At 72.0% G+C, this 25,615-nt stretch carries 20 protein-coding genes; 13 read left to right on the top strand and 7 right to left on the bottom strand.

Annotation, left to right across the window (positions count from 1 at the left end):
• The first annotated feature begins 90 nt into the window (after positions 1 to 90).
• From ABD073_RS03050 to ABD073_RS03040, 3 genes are all read left to right on the top strand, one after another.
• Positions 91 to 327: a hypothetical protein gene (locus ABD073_RS03050; protein ID WP_343872302.1), complete on the top strand. Its 237-nt coding sequence runs from the start codon at positions 91 to 93 to the stop codon at positions 325 to 327.
• Positions 328 to 357: 30 nt separating this feature from the next.
• Positions 358 to 1,860 carry a threonine/serine exporter family protein gene (locus ABD073_RS03045; RefSeq protein ID WP_343872301.1) on the top strand — a complete coding sequence of 501 codons (1,503 nt, stop codon included), beginning with the start codon at positions 358 to 360 and terminating at the stop codon, positions 1,858 to 1,860.
• Between the two features lie 87 nt (positions 1,861 to 1,947).
• Positions 1,948 to 2,802, top strand: coding sequence for a hypothetical protein (locus tag ABD073_RS03040; RefSeq protein ID WP_343872300.1), 855 nt, complete (start codon positions 1,948 to 1,950; stop codon positions 2,800 to 2,802).
• A 121-nt stretch (positions 2,803 to 2,923) separates the two neighbouring features.
• Here ABD073_RS03040 and ABD073_RS03035 read toward each other — a convergent pair whose 3' ends face one another.
• The gene (locus ABD073_RS03035; RefSeq protein WP_343872299.1) at positions 2,924 to 3,667 is read right to left on the bottom strand and encodes a YaaA family protein; all 744 of its coding nucleotides are present in this window, start codon (positions 3,665 to 3,667) and stop codon (positions 2,924 to 2,926) included.
• A 1-nt stretch (position 3,668) separates the two neighbouring features.
• Positions 3,669 to 4,817 (bottom strand): iron-containing alcohol dehydrogenase, encoded by a 1,149-nt coding sequence (locus ABD073_RS03030; protein WP_343872298.1) that lies wholly within the window; start codon positions 4,815 to 4,817, stop codon positions 3,669 to 3,671.
• A 160-nt stretch (positions 4,818 to 4,977) separates the two neighbouring features.
• Between ABD073_RS03030 and ABD073_RS03025 the strand changes: the two genes are divergently transcribed.
• From ABD073_RS03025 to ABD073_RS03010, 4 genes are all read left to right on the top strand, one after another.
• On the top strand, positions 4,978 to 6,426 hold the full coding sequence (locus tag ABD073_RS03025; protein ID WP_343872297.1) for a threonine/serine exporter family protein: 1,449 nt from the start codon (positions 4,978 to 4,980) through the stop codon (positions 6,424 to 6,426).
• Positions 6,427 to 6,498: 72 nt separating this feature from the next.
• Entirely contained in the window at positions 6,499 to 6,954 is a 456-nt protein-coding gene (locus tag ABD073_RS03020) for a DoxX family protein (RefSeq protein WP_343872296.1), read from the top strand.
• Between the two features lie 88 nt (positions 6,955 to 7,042).
• On the top strand, positions 7,043 to 7,783 hold the full coding sequence (locus ABD073_RS03015) for a response regulator transcription factor (RefSeq protein WP_343872294.1): 741 nt from the start codon (positions 7,043 to 7,045) through the stop codon (positions 7,781 to 7,783).
• On the top strand, positions 7,776 to 9,335 hold the full coding sequence (locus tag ABD073_RS03010; RefSeq protein ID WP_343872292.1) for a sensor histidine kinase: 1,560 nt from the start codon (positions 7,776 to 7,778) through the stop codon (positions 9,333 to 9,335). The genes ABD073_RS03015 and ABD073_RS03010 overlap by 8 nt, the downstream gene beginning before the upstream one ends.
• Before the next feature lie 57 nt (positions 9,336 to 9,392).
• Here ABD073_RS03010 and ABD073_RS03005 read toward each other — a convergent pair whose 3' ends face one another.
• Positions 9,393 to 10,697, bottom strand: coding sequence for a hypothetical protein (locus ABD073_RS03005; RefSeq protein WP_343872290.1), 1,305 nt, complete (start codon positions 10,695 to 10,697; stop codon positions 9,393 to 9,395).
• 511 nt (positions 10,698 to 11,208) lie between these two features.
• On the opposite strand from ABD073_RS03005, the gene ABD073_RS03000 reads away from it, so the two are divergent.
• From ABD073_RS03000 to deoC, 3 genes are all read left to right on the top strand, one after another.
• Positions 11,209 to 13,557 (top strand): glycosyltransferase family 39 protein, encoded by a 2,349-nt coding sequence (locus ABD073_RS03000; protein ID WP_343872289.1) that lies wholly within the window; start codon positions 11,209 to 11,211, stop codon positions 13,555 to 13,557.
• A gap of 355 nt (positions 13,558 to 13,912) precedes the next feature.
• Positions 13,913 to 15,163 carry a bifunctional glycosyltransferase family 2/GtrA family protein gene (locus ABD073_RS02995; RefSeq protein ID WP_343872288.1) on the top strand — a complete coding sequence of 417 codons (1,251 nt, stop codon included), beginning with the start codon at positions 13,913 to 13,915 and terminating at the stop codon, positions 15,161 to 15,163.
• Between the two features lie 127 nt (positions 15,164 to 15,290).
• Positions 15,291 to 15,959, top strand: coding sequence for a deoxyribose-phosphate aldolase (gene deoC / locus ABD073_RS02990; RefSeq protein ID WP_343872287.1), 669 nt, complete (start codon positions 15,291 to 15,293; stop codon positions 15,957 to 15,959).
• A gap of 188 nt (positions 15,960 to 16,147) precedes the next feature.
• Here the strand turns inward: deoC and ABD073_RS02985 are convergent, their stop codons facing one another.
• Positions 16,148 to 16,342: a hypothetical protein gene (locus ABD073_RS02985; RefSeq protein ID WP_343872286.1), complete on the bottom strand. Its 195-nt coding sequence runs from the start codon at positions 16,340 to 16,342 to the stop codon at positions 16,148 to 16,150.
• 1,349 nt (positions 16,343 to 17,691) lie between these two features.
• On the opposite strand from ABD073_RS02985, the gene ABD073_RS02980 reads away from it, so the two are divergent.
• Positions 17,692 to 19,545, top strand: coding sequence for a glycoside hydrolase family 127 protein (locus tag ABD073_RS02980; RefSeq protein WP_343872285.1), 1,854 nt, complete (start codon positions 17,692 to 17,694; stop codon positions 19,543 to 19,545).
• Between the two features lie 4 nt (positions 19,546 to 19,549).
• A complete protein-coding gene (gene dcd / locus ABD073_RS02975; RefSeq protein WP_343872284.1) occupies positions 19,550 to 20,128 on the top strand; it encodes a dCTP deaminase in 579 nt (192 codons plus the stop codon).
• Positions 20,129 to 20,189: 61 nt separating this feature from the next.
• Here dcd and ABD073_RS02970 read toward each other — a convergent pair whose 3' ends face one another.
• The 3 genes from ABD073_RS02970 to ABD073_RS02960 form a co-directional block, all read right to left on the bottom strand.
• On the bottom strand, positions 20,190 to 20,612 hold the full coding sequence (locus tag ABD073_RS02970) for a citrate lyase holo-[acyl-carrier protein] synthase (protein WP_343872283.1): 423 nt from the start codon (positions 20,610 to 20,612) through the stop codon (positions 20,190 to 20,192).
• A gap of 166 nt (positions 20,613 to 20,778) precedes the next feature.
• A complete protein-coding gene (gene ppdK / locus ABD073_RS02965) occupies positions 20,779 to 23,436 on the bottom strand; it encodes a pyruvate, phosphate dikinase (protein WP_343872282.1) in 2,658 nt (885 codons plus the stop codon).
• 80 nt (positions 23,437 to 23,516) lie between these two features.
• Positions 23,517 to 24,407: a pyruvate, water dikinase regulatory protein gene (locus ABD073_RS02960; protein ID WP_343872281.1), complete on the bottom strand. Its 891-nt coding sequence runs from the start codon at positions 24,405 to 24,407 to the stop codon at positions 23,517 to 23,519.
• A gap of 117 nt (positions 24,408 to 24,524) precedes the next feature.
• On the opposite strand from ABD073_RS02960, the gene ABD073_RS02955 reads away from it, so the two are divergent.
• Positions 24,525 to 25,580, top strand: coding sequence for a class I SAM-dependent methyltransferase (locus tag ABD073_RS02955; protein WP_343872280.1), 1,056 nt, complete (start codon positions 24,525 to 24,527; stop codon positions 25,578 to 25,580).
• The last annotated feature ends 35 nt before the right edge of the window (positions 25,581 to 25,615 follow it).

The following is a 25,615-nucleotide window of genomic DNA, read 5'->3' as shown; positions in this document are numbered from 1 at the left end:
GGGGTGGGCTGACCAGACCGGGCCGTGGGGCAGATTCGGAGCTGCGGGGCAACAGCGGCGCCGTGCGCGGGTCCGCCGTGGCACTGGGGCATGATCAAGAAGCGCGAGGACCTCGTCACCGGCGACGACATCCGCGAAGGTCTCACCGCCATCATCTCGATCATGCTGGCCGAGCCGCAGTGCGAGGAACCAGCCAGTTCCGCAGCCCCGGAGGACCGCACGCGGGCGGCACCGACGGCGTCGCCGCGGGTCCCGGCAGGGCCCCGACGGATGGCGCCGGACAGGGGTGCACGGAGGCGTCCAGCTCTGGAAGAATCGGCGCCCTGAACCCCCACGGCAGCAGGAGCACGATCCCCCATGACGCCCCGCAACCGGCTGGCCGAGGCCCAGCGTCGGCTGGACCACGCCTACCGTCGCCAGCGCCAGGCAGCGGCCGAGCAGGAGAGTGCCGACGCCGAGTCGGCCATCGCCCGCTCCATCACGGACCTCACCATGCGCCTGGGTGAACTCTGCCTGGCCTCCGGTGCCGGCACCGCCCGCACCACCCAGATGCTGCGCCACGTCGCCCGCGCCTACGGCCTGCCGATCCACGTCGACGTCACCTACACCCGCATCATCCTGAGCTACCAGCCCTCCATCGCGGCCGATCCGATCACGATCATGCGCTCGGTGGCTCCCGGCGGGGTGGAGTACGACCGGCTCACCCGGCTCGAGACGCTGGTGGCTCGGATCGAGGAGGATCGGCTCCCGCTGCCCGACGCCCGCGACCAGCTGCGCCGCATCGTCTCCGAGCCGCGGGTCTACCGCCGCTGGGTGCTGCTGGTGGCCGCGGCCGTGATGGGCGGCGCGGTGGCCATGCTGCTGGGCGGCAGCTGGGCAGACATCCTGGTGGCCTTCCTGGCCACCGGCGCCTCCGAGCTGGTGCGCTCCGAACTGGTGCTCAAGGGTCTGGCCAACTTCTTCGCCCAGGCGGCTGCGGCCGCGGTGCCCACCCTGGCTGGACTCCTGGTCATGGCGACGGCACCCCTGCTGCCCACTGCGGCGGCGGTGGCCCCGTCGATGGTGATCGCGGCCGGCATGGTGGCCCTACTGGCAGGTCTGGGCGTGGTCACCGCGGCCGGTGACGCCATCGACGGCTACTACATCTCCGCCGGTGCCCGCGTGGTGGAGGTGACCGTGATGACCGGCGGGATCGTGATGGGCCTGGTGCTCACCCTGTGGCTGGGGCTGCGGCTCGGCGTTCCCGCCTACATCAGCCCGGCAGAGGGCTTCTACACGCCCACCGCCATCGCCCTGGTCTCCGCCGGCATCATCGCCGCCAGCTTCGGCGTGCTGTGCAACATGGGGCCCCGCTCGCTGGTGGTCGCCACCGGTCTGGGCGTGGTGCTGTGGGCCGTCTACGAGCTGGCCGACGCCGTGCTGGTCTCCTACCCGGCCCGGGTGGGCGTGGCGGCGCTGCTGGTGGGCTTCCTGTCCAGGCTGGTCACGCGGCCGCTGCGGATCCCCATGGTGGCGATGATCACGGTGGGCATCGCGCCGCTGATGCCGGGCCTGCTGCTCTACCGCGCCATCTACGGCTTCACCTCCACCTCCGTGGGTCTGGGCGACGACCCCTCGATGCTGCTGATGACCTGCTCGCTCACCGCCCTGGCGCTGGCCGCGGGCTCGGGTTTCGGCGCGAACCTGGCCGGGGTGCTGCTGCGGCTGGCCCGGATGCGACGCGAGCGGGCGGTTCGCCATGCGCGCGCCGCGCACCCGTCGAGCCGGCTGCGCTCGGCAGCCCATGCCCGGCCGCAGGACGTCGCCGGCCCGGGAGCGCCCGTGGACACCACCGGTTCACAGCCCGTCACAGCCTCCTGACAGGTTCATCCCAGCCCCGCCCCAGACTGCCGCTCCACGCTGGTGGTCGGATCGGCGGAGAGTCTGCCGACCGACGAGGAGTTGACCATGCCCGACAAGCAGAGAGCAGCAAGCCTGGCCAGCGTCGCGATCGCCGGCTTGGTGGTGGCGGCCGGTGCCGGCGCGGCCATCACCGCCAATGCGGAGACCGCCACCCCCGGCAACGGGTCCAGCTACGGTTCGCCCACCCGCACCGGCGGCGGCCAGAACGGCGAGCAGGGCCAGGGCGGGGAGCAGGGCGACCGCGGCCCGGGAGGCCGTGGCGACCACACCGAGGCCACGGCCGAGCAGACCCAGCAGGTCACCGCTGCGGTCAAGGCCAAGGACTCCGCCGCCACCGTCGAGAAGGTGATGGTGGACTCCGACGGCTCCTACGACGCCATGGCCACCAAGAACGGCAACCGCACCATGTTCGAGGTGAGCAAGGACCTCAAGACCGTCACCGAGCGCACCGGCGGCCCAGGACGTGACGGCGGCAAGGGCGGCTTCAGCGATGCCACCACCGACCAGACCGCCAAGGTGACCGCAGCCGTCAAGGCCAAGGACTCCGGCGTGACCGTGGAGAAGGTGGGCCAGCACGAGGACGGCAGCTTCGTCGCCATGGGCACCAAGTCCGGCCAGCGGGTCGCCTTCAGGGTGAGCGCCGACTACAAGACCGTGACAGCGGACCAGGGCCGCGGCGGCCGGGGCGGGCATGGCAACCACACCGAGGCCACCGCCCAGCAGGTCCAGCAGGTCACCGCTGCGGTCAAGGCCAAGGACTCCGCCGCCACCGTCGAGAAGGTGATGGTGGACTCCGACGGCTCCTACGACGCCATGGCCACCAAGAACGGCAACCGCACCAGGTTCGAGGTCAGCAAGGACCTCAAGACCGTCACCGAGCGCCAGACGCCGCAGCGCTGAGCGTCTCCCGTCACCGGGCCGGAGAACTCACGCGGCGGGCGAGAGCTCGTGGCGGGACAGGGACTGGGAAGGATTCGCGCCCCGTGGGGGCACGGGTCCTTCCCGGTCCTTCGGCCACGCCTCAGCGGGCGGTGACCAGCGCCGTCCAGGGGCGGCCCGGGCGCTCAGGCATCACCAGCTCGGTGCGCAAGCCCTCGCCCAGGGCGTCGGGAAGGTCGCAGACCCGGCGCACCACGTCGGTGCGGCAGAGCTGCCGCGCCACCAGGCCGCGGGTGTGCTTGGCCCAGTGCGAAGCGCCCGGCACGTCCACCACCACCCAGCGGTCGGCCAGCTCCGGGGTGGGGCGCCAGCCGGCCCGATAGCTCGTGGAGCGGCAGTCCACGACGATCCCCTGCCCCACCTGGGCGGGCATCACCTCGGCCAGCAGCGGCGCCCAGAAGCGCCCGAGCGGCCCGACGCCCGGCAGGTCCACGTCCATCGACAACCGGTAGGGGCTGACCCGGTCGTTGAGCCGCAGCATGCCGTGCAGCGCAGAGGCCACCAGCAGCCGGCTGGAGGCCCGTCGGGACTCCCCTGCCGACAGGCTGGCCAGGTCCAGCGCGTCGTAGAGCACCCCGGTGTAGAGCTCGCGGGCGCGCAGCGCGGGGGCGGTGAGCAGCCGGGTGTTGGCCCGCACCTCGTCGTGGAGCGAGGCACCCACCTTCAGCACCGTCAGCGCGTCGTCGCGAGCGCTCACGGAGGCGAGCGCCTCCATCACGCGCAGCCTCGGTTCGGTCAGCTCAGGGAAGCCGAGGGAGTCCAGATCCATCGGGCGGCCGCGGCGCGCGGTCGCCTTGCCCTCGCTGGGCGGCAGCAGGACCAGCACGTCACATCGACCCGGTGAGCACGAAGCGCAGCTCCTCGGCGGTGAGCACCACCGGATTGCCCTTCATGGAACTGGATCGCGCCGCCTTCTCGACGGCCTCCTCGATCCGGTCCTCGGTCAGGCCCAGCTCGGCCAGGCCACCGATCTCCAGGGTGCGCACCGTCTCCCCCAGCCAGGCCACCAGCGCCTCCACCTCGGCGACGCCGGTGAGCAGCTCGGCAGCATCCACATAGCGACCCAGGGCAGGGCTGTCGGGCTCACGCTGGCCCAGCGCCGCGACATTGGCGGCGGTGACGGCCGGCAGCAGCGCCGCGCAGATGGCGCCGTGCGGGGCGCCGGTCATGCCGCCCAGCGGGCCGGCCAGCCCGTGCACCGCGCCCAGCTTGGCATTGGCCAGCGACAGGCCACCCATCAGCGAGCAGAGCGCCATGTCGGTGCGCGCCTGCAGGTTGCTGCCGTCGATGAAGGCCTCGCGCAGGCCGCGGGCGGCGGCCTCCATCCCGGCGCGGCAGAAGCCGTCGGTCATCGGGGTGGCGAAGGGGGAGGTGTAGGGCTCGATCACCTGGGTGAGCGCATCCATCCCGGAGCTGGCAGTCACCTCCGGCGGGCAGGCCAGCGTCAGTTCGGGGTCCACCAGCGCGACGCGCGGCAGCATGGCGGGACTGCGCAGGCTCACCTTCACCTGGTGCTCCGGGGAGGCGAGCACCGCATTGGCGCTGACCTCGCTGCCGGTGCCGGCCGTGGTGGGCACGGCCACCACCGGGACGGAGGTGGCGGGCAGCGGCAGGCCGCGGCCGATCACCTCGGCATGGTCCATCGGGTCACCCTCGCCCGCCAGCAGGATGCCGACCGCCTTGCCCAGGTCGATGACCGAGCCGCCGCCGATCGCCAGCACCACCTCGGTGCCGGCCTCGCGCGCCACGGCCACCGCCTGGCGGGCATCGTCCATGGTGGGCTCGTGGCCCACCGCATGGCGCGCCACCACGTCGAGCCCACCGAGCAGCGCATCGTGGCGGTCGGGGCGTGAGCCGGTGAGCAGCATCACGCGACCGCCCAGCGGCGCGACGAGCTCCGGCAGCTCGGCCACCGCCCCTGCCGCGAAGCGGATCCGTTGGCTGGTGGAGAAGCTGAAGTCCAGGACGTCGAACATGGCCCCCATCCAACACCCCTCGCAGCCGTGCCCACCAACCTTGCGCACAATTGCCCACCACGGGGCTGTCCGTCTGCTGACCGCGCTCTCGCGACCTGCCCGCGGACGGGGTGCGGCGTGAAAGACTGCGGCCCCGCCCACCCTCCGCCAGGAGTCCACCGTGCCTGCCAGCAGACCCCGCGCCTTCGGGCCCCGGCCCGTCGCCCATGCGCACTCCAGCGCCCGGCGCGAGCATGCCCTGGCCAACGATCCCGGGACCACCGCGGAGCAGGCCCGCGAGGTGATCGACCTGGCCATCCAGGCCTCCGAGCTGCTGCTCGCCTCCGGGGCCAGCGCCGCCGCCACCACGGCCCAGGCCACCCGGCTGGGACGCTCCTTCGGCGTGGCGCTGGGCGTCGACGTCACCTACACCCGGATCGTGGTCAGCGCCGAGGTGCCGGGAGCGCTGCCCATGACGGTGATGCGGCTGGCCCCCACGGGCGCCCAGGACTACGACCGGCTGGCCCGCGTGGAGAGCCTGGTGGGCAGCGTCGACCACGACGGCCTCGCCGTCGAGACGGTGCGCGCCCGGCTGCACCACATCAGCGCGGAACCGCACGGCTACCAGCGGTGGCTCAGCCTGCTGGCCGCGGGCCTGCTGGGCGGCGGCGTGGCGCTGCTACTGGACGGTGGCTGGGCCGACATCGCCGCCTGCATGCTGGCCACCCTGCTGGTGGAGCTGGTGCGGCGCGGCCTGGCCTCACGAGGCATGAGCAACTTCTTCACCCAGGCGCTGTCGGCCGTGCTGCCCACCGGTCTGGGGCTGGGGCTGCTGGTGCTTCGCCCCGTGCTGCCCGACGGACTTCCGCTGCCCTCCCCCTCCCTGGCGGTGGCCGCCGGGATGGTCTCGCTGCTGGCCGGCATCGGCGTGGTGGGAGCCGCCTCCGATGCCGTCGACGGCTACTACCTGAGCGCAGCGGCGCGCGTGCTGGAGGTGACCGTGCTGACCGCCGCCATCGTCGTGGGGCTGATGACCACCCTGTCGCTGGGGCTGCTGCTGGGGGTCTCGGCCCAGCTCTCGCCCACCGCCGGCGACGAGGCCTCCGTCTGGCTGCGCCTGCTCGCCGGCGGCCTGGTGGCGGGCTGCTTCGCGGTCAGCTGCACCCTGGAGCCCCGCTCGCTGCCCGCCGCGATGCTGCTGGGGGTGATGGCCCAGGCGGCCTACCTGGCGGTCTGGCACCTGCTGCCCTCCGCACCGGCCGCCAGCGGCGTGGCCGCGATCGGCGTCGGGCTGGTGGCCCGACTGGTCAGCCACCCGATCCGCACCCCGCTGGTGGCGCTGGTGACCACGTCGGTGGCGGCACTGATGCCGGGCCTGCTGCTCTACCGCGGCATCTTCGCGGTGCTCTTCAACAGCCGCGCGGGCCAGCAGGAGTCCGCCTCGGCACTGCTCACCGACTGCGCGCTGACCGCCGTGCTGCTGGCGGCCGGCTCCAGCTTCGGGATCTCGCTGGGCGGCCTGCTGCTGCGACTGGCCAGGCGCAGCCCGAGCGAGGCGCTGGCCCCGGTGGCCGGTCCCGCAGAACGGCTCGACGGACCGCCCACCAGCCGGGTCTTCCGGCCCAGCTGAGCCGCGTCGCGTCGCGCCCCCGGGACGCCTGCACCCTAGAGTTGGGCTGCACCCGAGCACGAGGAGATCGCCATGCGTGGCTTCGTCCGTTTCCTGCAGGACCTGGCCCTGCTGCTGGCCCGCATCGGCTTCGGCCTGCTGCTGGTGCTGCATGCCTGGCACCGCTGGGAGAACGTCGGCATGCCCCAGGAGGTGGACCTGCTGCGGCAGGCCGGCGTGCCGCAGCCCGGGCTGCTGGCCTGGGGAGCACTGGGGTTGGAGGCGGTGGGCGGCGTGATGCTGGTGCTGGGCCTGGCGGTGCCGCTGGTGGCCCTGGCGGTCCTGGTGATGAACGTGCTGGTGATCGCCTGGCTCAAGTGGGGCCACGGCGTCTACTTCCACAACGACGGCTTCGAGCACAACCTGGTGCAGGCGCTGCTGGCGCTGGTGCTGACCACCTTCGGCTCCGGCCGGGCCGGACTGGACGCCCTGTTCGGGCGGCGTCGTCGCGAGGACCCCGAGCAGCGCATGGTGCGAGACGTCCCCTGATCCGCCGGCCCGGCCGGGCCCCATCGCTCACAGACTCCGCACAGGCAGCGCACAGCCGCCGCTGGGCGTCGGACAGGAAGGTTGTCACATGGCCCGATTTGATGCGAACAACGAACAGCTCACCCGCCCCGACGGCTCCCCGATCCGGGTGCTCACCGTGGACGACGAGCCGAGCCTGACCGAGCTGCTCAGCATGGCGATGCGCTACGAGGGCTGGGAGGTCTCCACCGCCGCCTCCGGCACCGCCGCCGTGCGCACCGCGCGTGAGGTGCGCCCCGACGCGATCGTGCTGGACATGATGCTGCCGGACTTCGACGGCCTCGAGGTGATGCGTCGGATCCGCACCGACCAGCCCGACGTGCCGGTGATCTTCCTGACCGCCAAGGATGCCGTCGCGGACCGGATCGGCGGGCTCACCGCCGGCGGCGACGACTACGTCACCAAGCCCTTCAGCCTGGAGGAGGTGATCGCCCGACTGCGCGCCCTGCTGCGCCGCAGCGGCGCCACCGCCCCGTCCAGCGACTCGCTGCTGGTGGTGGGCGACCTCACCCTCGACGAGGACTCCCACGAGGTGACCCGCGGCGGCAGCCAGATCAACCTGACGGCCACCGAGTTCGAGCTGCTGCGCTACCTGATGCGCAATCCCAAGCGGGTGCTCAGCAAGGCGCAGATCCTGGACCGGGTGTGGAACTACGACTTCTGCGGCCAGGCCAACGTGGTGGAGCTCTACATCTCCTACCTGCGCAAGAAGATCGACGCCGACCGCGCCCCCATGATCCACACCATGCGTGGCGCCGGCTACGTGCTGCGTCCCGCCAGCGATGACTGAGCGCCACGACGTCACGACGCCGGAGCCCGCTGCCGCAGGTCCGGGCCGGAGCCCGGCGCCCGTCCCGGTGGGGCAGGGCGACGCACCGCGCACCCCCACCGCGTCCGGCCAGGTGCGCCCGCCGGCCAGCGAGCTGAGTCCGCTGGGCACCATGGCGCGCGGCACCCTGTCGCGCCAGCTGGTGCTGCGGGTGGCGGCGCTGGTGACCCTGCTGGCCCTGCTGCTGGGCCTGGCCTCCACGATCGCGGTGCGCCACCAGCTGATGGGCACCGTCGACAACGACCTGCGCAGCGCCCTGCAGCGCTCGCAGCGCTTCGACCGCGGCGACGGCCGCTTCGAGCGGCCGCAGCCCGGCACCGAGGTGGGCCAGGTCACCGCCCTGAGCAATGCCACCGACCAGGCGGGCGTGAAGTGGATCGAGGGCGGCTTCGTCCGGCTCACCACCGCGCAGACCGAGCAGCTGCTCGAGGCCGCCACCGGCGAGCCCGCCACCCAGTCGCTCGACGGCCTGGGCGACTACCGCGTGATCAAGGTGAGCGACGGCGCCGTCACCCAGGTGGTGGGTCTGCCGCTGGACGTGGTGAACCGCACCCTGCGCGACCTGGTGCTCACCGAGCTGGCCCTCACCGGCCTGGTGCTGCTGAGTGCCATGGCGCTGGCCCATGCCCTGGTCACCGGGGCGCTGAAGCCGCTGAACCGGCTGGCCGCCACCGCCACCGAGGTCTCCACGATGGAGCTGGACCGCGGCGAGGTGGCGTTGCCGATGCGCGTGGCGCCCGCCGATGCCGACCCCACCAACGAGGTGGGCCGGGTGGGTCAGGCCTTCAACCACATGCTGAACAACGTGGAGGGCGCGCTGGATGCCCGGCAGCGCTCCGAGACCAAGGTGCGCCAGTTCGTCGCCGACGCCTCCCACGAGCTGCGCAACCCGCTGGCCGCCATCCGCGGCTATGCCGAGCTGACCCGTCGCGGCCGTGAGGACCTGCCCACCGACACCCAGTACGCGATGGGCCGGATCGAGGCGGAGAGCGAACGGATGAGCCGCCTGGTGGAGGACATGCTGCTGCTGGCCCGGCTGGACAACGATCCCACCCTGGAGCTGCAGGAGACCGACGTGGTGGAGGTGGTGCTCAATGCCGTCTCCGACGCCCGGGTCGCCTCCCCCGCGCACCGCTGGGGCCTGGACCTGCCCGAGGGCGACGTGCTGGCCCGCGCCGATGCGCTGAAGCTGCACCAGGTGGTGGCCAACCTGCTGGCCAATGCCCGCAAGCACACCCCGGAGGGAACCTCGGTGGTCACCGGGGTGCGGGCGGTCGGCTGTTTCGCGGAGATCACCGTCACCGACGACGGGCCTGGCGTCGACCCGTCGGTGAAGGAGCACGCCTTCGAGCGCTTCGCCCGCGCGGACACGGCTCGCGCCCACAGCCAGGAGGGCTCCACCGGCCTGGGCCTGGCGATCGTCGCGGCCGTGATGGAGGCCCATGGCGGCAGCGCCTCGCTGGACTCCAGCCCCGGCCGTACCTGCTTCACGCTGCGTGTGCCGCTGGACTGAGCGCCGTACCTGACCTCACCGACCCCCTGCCCGGCCTCCGGGTGGGGGCGGTTGGTCTCAGCAGGCCTCGACGGTGTCGGTCCAGCAGGACTGGCGCAGGTAGAGCGCGGTGAAGTTCTTGCCGCCCTCGGCCATCAGCGGGTACCAGTCCAGCGAGAAGCCGTCCTGGTAGCCGGTGGCGCCGGTGTCCTTCTGGTGGGCGCGCACCCAGCGGCGGATCTCGTCGCGCTGCTGGAAGAGCCCGACCACGGCGTCCACCTCCTTGGCGCCCTCGGCGCGGGCCTGCTCCCCCTTGGGGCCCACCACGCGCACCTTGAGGTAGCTGACCTCCAGGTCCTCGGGGATGTAGCCCACCTCGTAGCTGCGTCCGCCGGCGGTGCGGGTGCAGCTGATCACATCGCTGCCCACACAGGCGTAGCCACGTTCGGCCAGGGCAGCGTCCAGCGGGGTGGCGGGCAGCAGCCGGGCCGGGACGGCCCGATCCGGCACCCAGCCGTTGACGAACAGGACGATGGAGCCGTCACCGCTGCCGCGGGTCACCACCGGGCCCAGCGCGGTGCTGGCGTACTTCTCCTCGTTGCCCGCCCGCACCTCGCCGAGCACCTGGCGCACCTGGCCGGCGTCGCCGATGAACTGCTGGGCCAGGTACTGCTGCAGGGCGAGCGCCTTGGGGTCCTTGCCGCCCGGGCCGTCCTGCACGTTCAGGCTCACCCGGCCCAGCCGGTGCCCGTCGGCTCCCCCGACATAGGCCATCAGGGTGGGCGCCTGGCTGTAGTGGGTGCAGGTCCACGAGGCCATGCCGGGCTGGTCCTCGCGCTCGCAGGTGAAGCCCATGCCCAGCAGGTGCTTGCGGACCGACTCGACGGTGCCCGGGCCGGGGCCCTCGATGGCGCTGGGGATCGGGGTGCCCGCCGCGCCGGTGGCGCTGGGGGTGGAGGCCGGGCTGGGGCTGGGGACGGAGGTCGGCGCTGTGCGGTGGGTCTGCCACCACCAGCCGCCGGCACCGGTCAGGGCCAGCAGCGGCACCAGCACGGCGGCCGCCAGGCGGCCGCGACGCGGCGCCCGTCCGGCGCTGGTGGCGCCGGAGCCGGTGGATCGGCCGTCGCGCTCGATGCTGCGGGCCGTGCCGCTCTCCCGCTGCGAGGCGGCGGGCCAGCTCGTCTGCCCGCTGGGGTCGTGGCTGGTGCGCTCCCCGTCGCGGTGGCGCCCACGCGGGCGAGCGGCGGCCCGACGTCGGGCCCGTTCGGCGGCACTCAGCGGTGCCCCGGGAGCCTCGTCGACCGGCCGGCTCCACGACGCGTCGGGCTCCTCGACGGCCGCCCGTCGGGGGCGCTGCGGGGACGGGTCGTGCGGCTCGGTCATGCGGGAAGCGTACCGGCGCCGGGCCGAGCTCCTCTCCGGCCAAGGCGTCGGCGCGGCGTCGGGGTGACGACCCCGCGCGCCGCAGTCCTGCTCCACCCCAGCCGTTCCACCCAGTTGTCTGGCGCCGGTATTCACGTCGCGCCCCGCGTGACAGCCACCTCATCGACCGCCTAGCCGGACCACACCCTGCTCGCCGCCCCGGGTTCCACCTCGCGCGTGCAGACTCCACCTCGCGCGTGCCGACTCCACCTTGCGCTCCCAACCTCCACCTCGCGCTCCGGGCGCAACCTTGCGCTCCGCATTACGCGCGCAACGTTGCTCGGGAGGCGCGAGGTGCTGGGAAGTGGCGCGAGGTGCTGGGAAGTGGCGCGGGGTGGAAGACCTTGCGCGACGTGCGCGCGGACGCGCACGGCACAGGCGTCGAGCGCCCGCTGCACCGGGCTGCTGCTCTCACAGACGGCGCACAGCGACAGCACACAGCCGGCACAGTGCCCGCCCGTTGACTCGAACCATGTCCTTGACCTCTGCCCTCGCCCACCGCGTCGCCTCGCGGGCCGGGAGCGCCGCCGCGGCCTCCCACGACGCCCGTGCCGCCGACGCCCCGACCCACCTCGGCCCGTCCGGCAGCCGTGCCACCGTCTCCCCCGGCGCCGTCTCCCCCGGCGCCGTCTCCCCCGGTGCCGTCTCCCCGGGCGCCGTCTCCCCGGGCGCCGTCTCCCCCGGCGCCAAGGCCGAGCCGCCCAGCCGACTGGAGACCCGCCTCTCACTGGCCCTGCTCCTGCTGGCCACCGCCGCGCTCTACATCATCGGCCTGTCGGCCTCCGGCTATGCCAACTCCTTCTACTCCGCCGCCGCCCAGGCCGGCTCCACCTCCTGGAAGGCCTGGTTCTTCGGCGCGCTCGACGGCGGCAATGCCATCACCGTCGACAAGCCCCCGGCCGCGCTGTGGGTGATGGGCCTGTCGGTGCGGCTGTTCGGGCTCAGCTCCTGGAGCATCCTGGTGCCGGAGGCCCTGATGGGGGTGGCCTCGGTGGCGGTGCTCTTCTCCACCATCCGCCGCAGCCTGGCGGGCACCCCCGACGGCGGCCTGCGCCCGACCCGGCTGGCCCACCGCGCCGCCTTGTTCGGTGCCGCGACGCTGGCGCTCACGCCGGCCGCGACGCTGATGTTCCGCTTCAACAATCCCGACGCGCTCCTGGTGCTGCTGGAGGTGTGCGCCGCCTGGTTCGTGGTGCGCGCCAGCCAGACCGCCTCGCGCAAGCACCTGGCCCTGGCCGGCGTGATGATCGGGCTGGGCTTCCTCACCAAGATGCTGCAGGCCTTCGTGGTGCTGCCGGCCTTCGTCGTGGCCTATGCGGTGGCGGCACCCACCACCTGGCGCCGCAAGGTGGTCGACCTGCTGGTGGCGCTGGCCGCCACCGTCGCCTCCTTCGGCTGGTACGTGGCGGTCTTCTCGCTGGTGCCCGCCAGCTGGCGGCCCTACATGGGCGGTTCGCAGAACAACTCGCTGCTGGAACTGGCCTTCGGCTACAACGGCCTGGGCCGGATCACCGGCGAGGAGACCGGTGGCCTGGGCAATGGCGGCTTCAGCTCCGGCGTCGGCCCCTTCCGCCTCTTCCAGTCCGTCTCTGGCGGGATGATCTCCTGGCTCGTCCCGGCCGCGCTGCTGCTCTGCCTGACCGCCTTCGCGGTGCTGGGCCGCTCCGCCTGGCACAACCTGCGCCCGGCCACCTCCCCCACCGGCTACAACTCGACGCCCGCCACCCAGGTGGGCGGCGCGATGCTGGTCTGGCTGGGCTGGCTGCTGGTGACCGGCACCGTCTTCAGCTTCATGGGCGGCATCTACCACGACTACTACGTGGTGGCGCTGGCCCCGGCGATCGCCGGCGCGGTGGCCACCGGCGCCGCGGTGCTCTGGCACCGACGCGACCTGCTGACGGCCCGTATCGGCCTGGCGGTGGCCACCTCCGCCACCGGCGTCTGGGCGGTGCTGCTGCTGATGCGCGCCGGCGGCGCCTGGACCACGCTGGGCGTGGTGGTGGTCGTGGGCGCGACGCTGGCGGCCCTGGGCCTGCTCTTCGCCGACCGGCTGCCCGAGGCCGTGACCCGCACCGCCTTGGTGCTGGCGGTCTTCTCCGCGCTGGCGGGCCCCGCCTCCTACTCGATCAACACCGCGCAGACCGCGCACACCGGCTCCATCGTGACCGCCGGCCCGGTGAGTGGCGGGATGGGTGGCGGCGCGGGCGGCCCCGGCGGCGGTCGTGGCGGTGGCCAGCCCCCTGCCGGCATGGGCCAGGCCCCCGGCACCACCGGCAACGGCACCACCGGCAACGGCACCGGGTCCACGTCGACCGGCACCAGCCAGACGGGCACCGGGTCCACCCAGACCGGCAGCACCACGCAGGGCGGGTCCTCGACCCAGACCGGCACCTCCCAGACCGGCACCTCCCAGACCGGCGCCCCGGGTGGCACCTCCCGCGGCGGCGGTGCAGGGGGCCTGTTGGGCGGCGCCAGCGTGAGCGACGAGCTGAAGGCGCTGCTGCTCTCCGACGCTGACGCCTACACCTGGGTGGCCGCCACCACCGGCGCCCAGAACGCGGCCAGCTACCAGCTGGCCACCGAGCAGCCGGTGATCGCCCTGGGCGGCTTCAACGGCACCGATCCGGCGCCCACCCTGGAGCAGTTCAAGGCCCTGGTGGCCCAGGGCAAGGTCCACTGGTTCATCGGCGGCAGCGTCGGGATGGGCGGCCAGGCCAGCTCCGGCTCGGACGACGCCGCACAGATCGCCGAGTGGGTGGCGGCCACCTTCACCGCGCAGACCGTCGACGGCACCACCGTCTACGACCTCACGCAGAACTGAACCGCCGCACCAAACTGAGCCACCCGCACCGAGCTGATCTGCGGCGCACCGAGCTGGTCCGCCGCAGATCATGCTGACCATCACCCATCGATCCGACGTCGCCAGGCTTCGCACGGATTCGCCCGCAACGGGCCCTCCCCGAGCCGAGCGTGGCGGCATTGGGTCGATGGCATGAAGGGCCGGTCCACCACGGGCCGGCCCTTCGTCGCGCCGGGAGTAGCCGCCGGCCGGGCAGACCACCTCACAGCCCCGGCACAGACATGCGACAGGGCCGCCACAAGCCCCGTCGATGGAGTGGGGACCATCACCGGCAGGCAGCCGGCTCCCCAGCCCGAACCACGAGAACGGAACACGGATGAGCACCACCGAGATCGTCCCGGCCACCGCACCGCAGCCCTACGAGCCCGAGGCCAGCGCCTCGCGCACCGCCACCGTCGACATCATCATCCCGGTCTACAACGAGGCCGAGGACCTGGAGTCCTCGGTGCGCCGGCTGCACCACCACCTCACCAGCGACTTCCCCTACGGCTGGCAGATCACCATCGCCGACAACGCCTCCACCGACGCCACCTGGGAGATCGCCACCCGCCTCACCCGCACCATGTCCCACGTGCACGCCGTGCACCTGGACCAGAAGGGCCGCGGCCGGGCGCTGCGCCAGGTCTGGCTGGCCTCCGAGGCCGACGTGCAGGCCTACATGGACGTCGACCTGTCCACCGACCTGCGGGCCCTGCTGCCCCTGGTCTCCCCGCTGGTCAGCGGCCACTCCGACCTGGCGATCGGCTCCCGGCTGGCCTCCGGCGCCCAGGTGGTGCGCGGCCCCAAGCGCGAGTTCATCTCCCGCTCCTACAACCTGATCCTGCGCACCAGCCTGCGAGCCTCCTTCTCGGATGCGCAGTGCGGCTTCAAGGCGATCCGGCGCGACGTGGCCCAGGAGCTGCTGCCGCTGGTGGAGGACAACAACTGGTTCTTCGACACCGAGATGCTGGTGCTGGCCCAGCGCGCCGGGCTGCGCACCCACGAGGTGCCGGTGGACTGGGTGGACGACCCGGGCACGACGGTGAACATCGTCAGCACCGCCACCGAGGACCTGCGCGGCGTCGCCCGCCTGATGCGTGGCCTGACCAACGGCTCCATCCCGCTGACCCGGGTCCGCGAGGCGCTCCACCGCCCCGAGCACGCCCCCGGCACCAACGCCCTGTTCGGCCAGATGGTGCGCTTCGCGGCCGTCGGGGTGGGCTCGACGCTGGCCTACTTCGCGCTCTACCTGCTGCTGCGGATGGGGCTGGGGCCGCAGGCCTCCAACCTGGTGGCGAACCTGGTGACCGCCGTGGGCAACACCGCCGTGAACCGACGTCTCACCTTCGGGGTCACCGGCTCGAAGAACCTGCTGCGCGACCACACCGGCGGCCTGCTGGCCTTCGGCGTCGCCACCGGCCTCACCTCCGGGGCGCTCTGGCTGCTGCACGCGGGCGGGCGTCCCGGCGGCCGGGCGACGGAGGTCTTCGTGCTGGCCGTCGCCAGCATCGTCGCCACCGCCTTCCGCTTCGTGGTGCTGCGTCGCCTGATGCACCACGAGCCCGCGCAGGAACTCGCCAGCGCCTGACCGGGCCCCCGTCACGCCCTTCAGCCGGCGGCAGCCCGTGGCTGCCGCCGGCCGCTGCGTCCCCGGGCAGGGGTCTACCCCGACGGCACCCGCGGCCTGGCCGCTCCCACCGCACTAGGCTTGGGCCATGACCGAGATGAACGCCACGCAGATGGCACAGCTGATGGACCACACCCTGCTGAAGACCGATGCCACGCCGGCCGATGTCGCCGCCCTGGTGGCCGAGGCCAAGGAGCTGGGCACCTACTCGATCTGCATCTCGCCCAACATGCTCGGCGCCGCCACCGACAGGGGCGAGGTCAAGCTGGCCACCGTCTGCGGCTTCCCCTCGGGCAAGCACAGCGCCGCGATGAAGGCCGCGGAGGCACGTGAGTCGGTGGCTGCCGGCGCCGACGAGGTGGACATGGTGATCGACATCGGCCTGCTCAAGGCGGGCCATGCCCAGGCCGTGCAGGAGGAGATCGCCGCGGTCAAGGCCGAGGTCCCCTCCCCCAAGGTGCTGAAGGTCATCATCGAGGCGGCTGCGCTGACCGATGAGGAGATCGTCGCCGCCTGTCAGGCCGCCGAGGCCGCCGGCGCAGACTTCGTGAAGACCTCCACCGGCTTCCACGCCGCGGGCGGTGCCACCGTGCACGCCGTCGAGCTGATGGCCACCACCGTGGGCGGCCGTCTGGGCGTCAAGGCCTCTGGCGGCATCCGCGACCGGGAGACCGCGCAGGCCATGGTGGACGCCGGCGCCACCCGCCTGGGCGTCTCCGCCAGCCGCGCCATCCTGGAGGGTGCGCCACAGGCCTGAGTCACCCATCCAACCCTGGGATCCGACGCCTCGATCTGGTTTTCGGCCGGACATCGTCGATCCAGCCGATCGAGGGGACGGTTTTCAGGGTTGGGCCCGGACCAGACAGGGGCGGCCGTCGCCACCTTCTCCGGGAAGAACAGCAGGGCCGCAGCCAGGAGGCTGCGGCCCTGTGGGTTCGGGCACGATCAGGCGGCCACCACGGGATGGTCGCTACGCGACCAAGGTGCCGGGGTGGGCGGGATCAGCTCGGGGGTGCTGACGACGATCTGCTCGTCAGAGCTGAGAGCCCGATCGATGTCGGCCGTGCTCCTGCCGGCGAGTGCGACGACCAGCAGAGCGGTCATCCACAGGCCGACGACGAGTGCCAGTGCATACATCATCGACGTCTCCAGACTCTTCGGTGAGCCGGTCGTTCGGGGGAGCGACCGACGAGCCATTCGGGGGAATGGCTGTGCCCTGACTCTATGAGTCTGACGACCTACATTGTGAAGAAGTTGATGTCATTTCAGCTTCACCTCAGGCCTTTCACGCGTGTCCGTGGCCCTCGCCGCCGCAAATTCTCTCGTGATCCGTGTCCTGCAAGGAATCGCGGCATCCCACGGGCCAAGCCCTCCCGGCAGCGTCGGATCCACCAACCCTGAGCCACAGGTTCAGCCTTGCTCCCTGCACGCCCCGTCCTGGGCGACCCCCGGGGCGTCGCACTCGGCGCACCGCAGCCCGGGCCACGCTCCGGGGCACAGACCCCGCACGGCCACTCCTGCCCACTCCGCCCACGACCGCATCACGTCGCGCCCATCCACACCACGTCGCGCCCCTGGAGCAACGTCGCGCGCGGCACTCCACGCGCAACGTTGCTCGCGAGGCGCAACGTGGAGACAGCAGGCGCGACGTGGAACCAGCCAGCGCGACGTGGAACCAGCCAGCGCGACGTGGAACCAGCAGGCGCGACGTGGAACCAGCCAGCGCGACGTGGAACCAGCAGGCGCGAGGTGGAACCAGCCAGCGCGAGGTGGAACCAGGGGGGGCGCGACGTCCCAGACGGGACACGACGTGTGAGGCGTGCGCTGCCATGGCCAGCACCCCGGGGTCCGGACAGCGCGAGCCCGTGGCACATCACGGCTCGGCGAGCAGCATCGCCCCTGTTCGAACAGCCGTGATCGGCATGTTCAGGGTGTGATCCGCCGGTTCAGGGCGTGATCGGCACGTTCAGGGGGTGATCGGCAGGTTCAAGCCGCGATCAGCGACCCCACGCCACGAGCTTCGCGGCCGATGCGCCCAGGTCCGAATGGCAGGCGCCCCGCAGCGCACACGGCTCACGGGGCAGGCGCCCCGCGGCGCATCACGGCTCAAAGGGCTGCATCACCCCTGTTCGGACAGCCGCGATCAGGACATTCAGGGCGTGATCGGCAGGTTCAAGCCGCGATCAGCAGCTGCTCGCCGCGATGGGCAGCCGAGTGCCAAGCCCGGCCCACCGAGCCGTGCAGCCGTCCGTCGCGGAGAACGGCCACCCCGAACCGGGAGTCGTCCCTCGTGAGGACTCACCACCTGCCCCGACCGGCCCGGCGCAGTCCCTGCTGTCGCCCGCGCAGACCACACGCCGAAGCCTCCAGCACCAGAACGGGGCCATCGGCGATGGGATCGCGGTGCCAGCGGGGCGCCGAGTCTCATAGGGTGGGGGTTAGCAAGTCCGACCGCGACTGGGCGCGCCGCAGCGCCCTGGAGGAACCCGATGCCGCACGCAGCCACACCCGCGATGTTCGCCCCCGACCGCCCCGGCCAGGGCGGGCTCTCGCAGGCCCCCGTTCCGCTGACCAGCATCCACGCCGCCGGCCAGGGCTGGCTGAGCCGCTTCCAGGAGCGCAATGCGGCCGTCACCCTCCCCCACGTCATCGAGCAGCTGCAGCGCACGGCCATGGAGAACCTGCGCCGCATCGGCAGCGACGAGGACTACATCGGCCCCAACAACTCCGATGCCGACGTCTACAAGGTGCTCGAGGCGATCGCCTGGGAGATCGGCCGCACCGGGCAGAGCGAGCACGCCGACTTCCTCGCCGAGGCCGTCGAGCTGGTCACCGCCGCCCAGCAGGACGACGGCTACGTGAACTCGTGGGGCCAGCGTCCCGGCTACGAGCACTGGAGCGACGCCGCCATGGGCCACGAGCTGTTCACCGGCTCTGCCCTGATCAAGGCCGCCGTCGCGCTGGCCCGTGTCGGCCACGACGAGCTGATGCCGGTGGCGCGCAAGTGGGCCGACCTGGTGGTCAGTGTCTTCGGCCCCGAGGGCGACGGCTACGACGGCCACCCCGGCATCGAGGGCTCGCTGGTGGAGCTCTACCGCGAGACCGGCGAGCAGTCCTACCTGGACACCGCCCGCGCCCTGCTGGACCGTCGCGGCCAGCAGCAGCTGCGCTGGGGCCCGCTGCCCGCCAGCTTCTTCCAGGACCACGAGCCGGTCCGCGAGGCCGTCGAGGCACTGGGTCACGCCCGTCGCCAGATGTACCTCGACTCCGGCGTCGCCGACGTCTACGCCGAGACCGGCGACCGCGCCCTGTACGAGGCCCTGGTCAAGCGCTGGGAGAGCGCCCACATGACCAAGCAGTACATCACCGGCGGCCTGGGCTCGCGCCACTACGACGAGAGCTTCGGCGCCCCCTACGAGCTGCCTGCCTCGCGCGCCTACGCCGAGACCTGCGCCAGCGTCGCGGCCGTGCACGTGAACCACCGCCTGTTGCTGCTCTCCGGTGAGGCCCGCTATGCCGATGCCATCGAGAAGATGGTCTACAACGCCGTGGCCGGCGCCATCGGCGAGGACGGCACGAGCTTCTTCTCCTCCAACCCGCTGCAGGTGCGCAGCCGCCAGCGCGACGAGGACAACAACCGCATCGCCCGCGCGCCGTGGCTGAACCACACCTGCTGCCCCACCTCGCTGGTGCGCCTGATCGCCAGCCTGGGTTCCTTCGTGGCCACCACCAAGGACAAGACGCTCAGCATCCAGCAGTACGTCGACGGCAGCATCGACCTGCCCTCCTCGATCGGCGAGGGCCAGCTGGTCGTCGAGACCGCCTACCCGCGCGACGGCATCGTGAAGATCCGCCTCGAGGGCACCCCCGCCCCCGGCGCCCGACTCCGGATGCGGGTGCCCGGCTGGTGCGAGCGCCACACCTACAACGGCCGCAACGCCCTGGTGGTGGACGGCTACTTCGACCAGCCCCTGGTGGCCGGTTTCGAGGCCACGCTGGACTTCCGCATGGAGCCCCGCTTCGTCTTCGCGCACCCGCGCGTCGACGCGGTGCGCGGCTGCCGCGCCGCCCTGCGCGGCCCGGTGGTCTACTGCGCCGAGGGCGTCGACAACCCGATGCTGGAGAACCTGGTCTTCACCACCGAGGCCCGTACCCAGGACCGGGGCGAGGACGAGCTGCCCACCCTGGTGGTGCCCGCCAACTTCCGTCGCAAGCCGCAGGCGCTCTACCTGCGCCACATGGTGGCGGTGGACCAGGAGGAGCGCGAGACCACGCTGATCCCCTACTACCAGTGGGCCAACCGCGCCAGCAGCCCGATGCGCGTCTGGCTGCCCACCATCTGAGCCGATGCTGCTCAGCGATCGCGACATCCGTGCCGGGGTCGAGGCGGGACGTATCCGCCTCGATCCCTGGGACGAGGCCATGGTGCAGCCCTCCAGCGTCGACGTGCGCCTGGACAAGGTCTTCCGCATCTTCGAGAACCACCGCTACGGGGTGATCGACCCCGCCGCCGACCAGCCGGAGCTGACCCGCGAGTTCGTCACCGAGGGCGAGGAGCCCTTCGTGCTGCACCCCGGCGAGTTCGTGCTGGGCGCCACCTGGGAGATGGTGGGCCTGGGCGAAGACATCGCCGCGCGGCTGGAGGGCAAGAGCTCACTGGGCCGGCTGGGCCTGCTCACCCACTCGACGGCCGGGTTCATCGACCCCGGCTTCAGCGGCCACGTCACCCTGGAGCTGTCCAATGTGGCCAGCCTGCCGATCAAGCTCTACCCGGGCATGAAGATCGGCCAGCTGTGCTTCTTCCAGCTCAGCTCGCCGGCCGAGAACCCCTACGGCTCGACGGCGGCCGGTTCGCACTACCAGGGCCAGCGGGGCCCCACCCCGTCGCGCTCGGCCACGAACTTCCACCGCACCCACATCGGCTGAGGCGGGCGTCCGGTCCACCGGGGCAGTTCCTCCTGGGGGCCGGTCCGTCGTCAGGTGCCCGTCAGCTCCAGTCGTAGTCGTCGACGGCGCGCGAGAGCTCGTCGACGGCGCGGCGCTCCCGGGCGCCGGGGCGCATCGGCGAGGCGTGCCAGGTGGAGTGGCTGGCCGGGGCCACCTCGGTGACCAGGTCCAGGTTCCACCACGGTCCCAGCGGATGGTCCTCCTCCAGCGCCACCAGGGCGGCCTTGACCTCCTCGGCTAGGCCGTCGACCACCAGCAGCCGGGCGTCGTCCAGCTCCTCGGCCCACCAGATCGGCCACTCATTGGCCTCCACGACGGCGCGCGCCTCGGCGCCCGCCTCGTCCAGCAGCCGGGAGCGCAGTGCCTCGTCGAGGCCCTCGAGCCCCTCGCCCCGCAGCATCACGCGCACCACGTGCATGCCGTTCTCCTCGGCCAGTTCCTGGGCCCTGCTGCGTGCGTCCATGCCCCAACCCTAGCCAGCCGGGCAGGTTTCCGATGCCGACGAGCAGGCCGGCGACCGACTGCGGCCCGGCCCCGGGCCCAAGGGACCCGGCGCCCCGTAGCCACGGGCCCGGACGCGACGGTGCCCCGGCAGCCGGGCTGCCGGGGCACCGCAGGTCAGCGGAGGATCACTTGTCGTTGACGTGCTCCCCCAGGGCCGCCTTGGCCGCCGCGAAGCGGGCGATCGGCACCCGGAAGGGCGAGCAGGAGACGTAGTTCAGGCCCACCTCCTGGAAGAAGTCGATCGAGGCCGGGTCGCCGCCGTGCTCGCCGCAGACGCCGCACTTCAGGTCGGGCTTGGCCGAACGACCCTTCTCCACACCGGTGCGGACCACCGCGCCCACGCCCTCCACGTCGATCGACTCGAAGGGGTTCTTCTCCAGCACGCCGTCCATGACGTAGGTGGTGAGGAAGCCGTTCTCCGCGTCGTCACGGCTGATGCCGATCGTGGTCTGCGTGAGGTCGTTGGTGCCGAAGGAGTAGAAGTCCGCGTGCTCGGCGATCTGGTCGGCCACCATCGCGGCGCGCGGCAGCTCGATCATGGTGCCGATCGTGTACGGCAGCTCCTGGCCGGCCTTGGCGAACTCGTCCTTGACGGCCGCCTCGACGATCTCGCGCTGGGTCTTCAGCTCGATCGGCAGCGCCACCAGCGGGATCATGATCTCGATCCCGACGGTCTCGCCCTCGCGCTCCAGGACGGCGAGCGCGGCCTTGATGATGGCGCGGGCCTGCATGTCCGGGATCTCGGGGTAGAGCATGGCCAGGCGGCAGCCACGGGTGCCGAGCATCGGGTTCTGCTCGTGCAGCTTCTTGACCTGGGCCAGGACCTTGCGGGCCTCCTCCAGCTCGGCCGCATCTCCGTTGGTGAGCTCCAGCTTCTGCACCAGCAGGCTCTGCTCCACGAGGTTCGGCAGGAACTCGTGCAGCGGCGGGTCGAGCAGGCGCACGGTGACGGGCAGGCCCTTCATGGCGGTGAAGATCTGCTCGAAGTCGGCCTGCTGCATCGGCAGGATCTTCTCCAGCGCGGCAGCACGCTGCTCGGCATTGTCCGCGGTGATCATCTCGCGCACGGCCGGGAGCCGGTCGGCGCCGAAGAACATGTGCTCGGTGCGGCACAGGCCGATGCCCTCGGCACCCAGCTCGCGGGCCTTGCTGGCGTCCTCGAAGTTCTCCGCATTGGCCCGCACGCCCAGGGTGCGCACCTCGTCGGCCCAGGAGACGACGTTCTGGAAGTCCTCGTTGATCTGAGGCGGAATCAGCTCCAGCGCCTCGCCGAAGACCTCGCCGGTGGAGCCGTTGAGGGTGAGCACGTCGCCCTCGTTGAAGACCGTGTCACCGATGGTGAGGGTCTTGGCGAGCGGGTCGATCTTGATCCCGGCGGCGCCGGCGACGCAGGGCTTGCCCATGCCGCGGGCCACGACGGCCGCGTGCGAGGTCATGCCGCCGTGGGCGGTGAGGATGCCCTGGCAGACGATCACGCCGTGGATGTCGTCGGGGGTGGTCTCGAAGCGGACCAGCACCACCGGCTCACCCTTGCCACCGCGCTCGGCGGCGGTGTCGGCGTCGAAGACCAGCTCGCCGACGGCGGCACCCGGGGAGGCGGGCAGGCCCTTGGCGATGGCCTGCTTGCCATGGTTCGGGTCGATGGCGGGATGCAGCAGCTGGTCCAGCTGGCCGGGCTCGATCCGGTTCAGCGCCTCGTTCTTGTCGATCACGCCCTCGTTGACCAGGTCGGAGGCCACCTTCAGCGCAGCGGCGGCGGTGCGCTTGCCGTTGCGGGTCTGCAGCAGGTAGAGGTGACCATCCTCGATGGTGAACTCCATGTCCTGCATGTCCTTGTAGTGGGCCTCCATCTTGTGCATCGTGTCGATGAGCTCGCGGTAGGCCTCGGGCAGCACCTGCTCCATCTCGGCCAGCGGGCGCGGAGTGCGGATGCCGGCCACGACGTCCTCGCCCTGGGCATTGGTGAGGAACTCTCCGTAGAGCTCCTTCTCGCCGGTGGAGGGGTTGCGGGTGAAGCAGACGCCGGTGGCGGAGGTCTCGCCGCGGTTGCCGAAGACCATCTGCATCACGTTGACGGCGGTGCCCAGGTCTGCGGAGATGCCGTTGGCCTTGCGGTAGACGTCGGCGCGCGGGTTCAGCCAGCTCTTGAAGACGGCGTTGATGGCGCGGTTCAGCTGCTCCACCGGGTCGGTGGTCCACTCGCCGCCCAGCGCGTCATTGCTGATCTGCTTGAACTCGTCGACCAGTTCCTTGAGGTCCTCGGCGCTCAGGTCGGTGTCCTGCTCGACGCCCTTGCGCGACTTCATGGCGCTCAGCGCGTCCTCGTAGGCGTGGCCGTCGACACCCTCCACCACCTCGCCGTACATCTGGATGAAGCGGCGGTAGCAGTCCCAGGCGAAGCGCTCGTTGCCGAACTCCTGGGCGATGGCGCCGACGGTGTCGTCGGAGATGCCCAGGTTGAGGATGGTGTCCATCATGCCGGGCATGGAGAAGACGGCGCCGGAGCGGATCGAGACCAGCAGCGGCTTCTCCTTGCCGCCCAGGGTGCGCCCGGTGCGCTCCTCCAGCCGGTGCAGGCCCTCGGCCACCTGGTCGGCCAGGCCCTCGGGCCACTCACCGCCACGCTTCATGGTCTCCACGCAGGCCACGGTGGTCACGGTGAAGGCATCGGGGACGGGCACCCCGACCTTCTTCATCTCTGCCACGCCGGCGCCCTTGCCACCCAGCAGGTTGCGCATGGTGGCGTCGCCCTCGTGCAGGTCGTAGATGTACTTCTCGGTCATGGGTGTGGAATCTCCTTTGGTTCCTGGACTGGCTGTTCAGTTGTGGGTCCTGCGTGAGCCGGGACGGCTCGGCCGTCGCCTCAGGGCTTGATCTTGAGGCTCCCGGCAGGTCTGCGCAAGGAGGTGCCGGCACGTCTCGCGCGCTCGTCGACGATGTCGATGACGCGGGCCGCGGCCTCCTCCAGGGCCAGCCCGGTGGTGTCGATCACCGGGCAGCCCAGCTTCTTCTGGATGGCGCCGATCTCGTCCAGCTCGTCGTAGATCTTCGCCAGGTCTGCATAGCCGTCCTTGGTGCCGAAGCCGCCCAGGCCGCGCACCCGTCGGTTGCGGATCTGCAGCAGCCGCTCGGCGTCGATGGTGAGCCCGACGATGCGCCAGCGGTCCAGCCCCATCAGTTCGGCGGGCGGGGCGATGCCCGGCACCAGCGGCACGTTGACGGTCTTGTAGCCGCAGTAGCCCAGGTAGATGCTCAGCGGCGTCTTGCCGGAACGGGAGGCGCCCACCAGGCAGATGTCGCAGTCGCGCAGGGCCTGCGGCATGGCGCCGTCGTCATTGCGCACCGCGAACTCCATGGCGCTGATCCGCTCGAAGTAGTCCGCCTCCACGCCCACCGGCCGGCGCACCACCTCGTCGGCCTCGTCGCCGGTGGCCTGCTCGAAGGCCTCCAGGGCCGGGCCGAGGATGTCCGCGCAGGGCACCCCCAGCTCCTGGCAGGCGGTGGTCACCAGTTCGCGCATGTGCTCGTTGACCAACGTGAACATCACCACGCGACGGATCCCGGGCGCCTGTTCGACGGCCTTGCGCAGGGCGTCGAAGACCGCGAAGAGGGATTCCGGGGTGGCGGTGCGCGGGTGGCGCACGATGCTGAAGGAGGTGTTGGGGAACTGGGCCTGCGCGGCACGGGCCAACCTCGCCGCGGTCTCTCCCGTGGAGTCGGCGATGACGTGGATCTGCAGTGGCTCCATTGCCATGTCGTCAACCTACATGCCCGCACCGACAAGGCCCCACCGGGGTCCCGTCGACCGGCAGCCTGTGGCCCCGCGGTGCGCGATGCCAGCTTTTCGCCGGCCGGCTGGGAGAATGGCCGGGTGCTTGAGACCGACCCCGTTGACCTGCTGATCGCCGACGAGTCCCAGACCATCACCGAGGGCGCCCGCGCCCGTCGCCTGGTGCTGCTGGACGCCCCCGCCCTGGTGGAGCGTGCGCGCGCCGTCGCCGACGAGGTGGTGGTCTGGTGCGACGACCTGCGCGAGCGTGCCGAGGTGCCCGCCGAGCTGCTGGCCGCCGATCCTGCCGAGGCCCTGGCGGGCGCCGACCTGGTCTGGCTGCGGCTGCCCAAGAGCCTGGCCGGTCTCGACGAGTATGCCGAGCTGGTGGCCAACCACGGCGACGAGCAGGTGCGCCTGGTGGCCGGTGGGCGCGTGAAGCACATGACGCTGAGCCAGAACGAGGTGCTGCTGGCCCACTTCGGCAGCGTGAACGCCTCCCTGGGACGGCAGAAGTCACGCGTCCTGCACGCCCGCCTGCCCTACCCCGCCGACCCCACCTGGCCGCGCTCCAAGGCCCACCCTGACCTGGGCGTCACCCTGTGGGCCCACGGCAACACCTTCGCCGGCGCCAAGCTCGACCCCGGCACCCGGGTGCTGGTGGACAAGCTGGGCCAGGTCGGCAAGCTGGTGGGCGGCGGACCGTCCACCGCGGCCACCGACGGCGGCGCCCTGCAGGTGCTCGACCTGGGCTGCGGCAACGGCGTGCTGGCCACCCTGCTGGCCAAGCGCTTCCGCACCGCGCACGTGATGGCCAGCGACGTGAGCTGGGCGGCCGTGGAGTCCACCCGGATGAGCGCCGAGGAGGCGGGCGTGCGTGTCGAGACCCTCTGGCGCGACGGACTGGCCGACTTCGAGGACGACAGCCTGGACATCATCGTCACCAACCCGCCCTTCCACATCGGCACGGTGAAGGACTCCGGCCCGGCGCTGGAGATGTTCTCCGAGGCTGCGCGGGTGCTGCGCTCCGGCGGCGAGTTCTGGTGCGTCTACAACTCCCACCTGCCCTGGCGCGCCCGCCTCAACGAGGTGCTGGGCCAGACCAAGGTGATCGACCAGAACCCGAAGTACACGCTGACCCGCACCGAGGCCCGCTGAGCCTGCCGCGCCGGCCCCGCGATTAAGTCCGGACA

Source organism: Luteococcus peritonei, from assembly GCF_039526385.1.
Lineage (GTDB): Bacteria > Actinomycetota > Actinomycetes > Propionibacteriales > Propionibacteriaceae > Luteococcus > Luteococcus peritonei.
The sequence above is the reverse complement of the archived record's forward strand: the minus strand, read 5'-3'. Positions and strand labels throughout refer to the sequence as shown.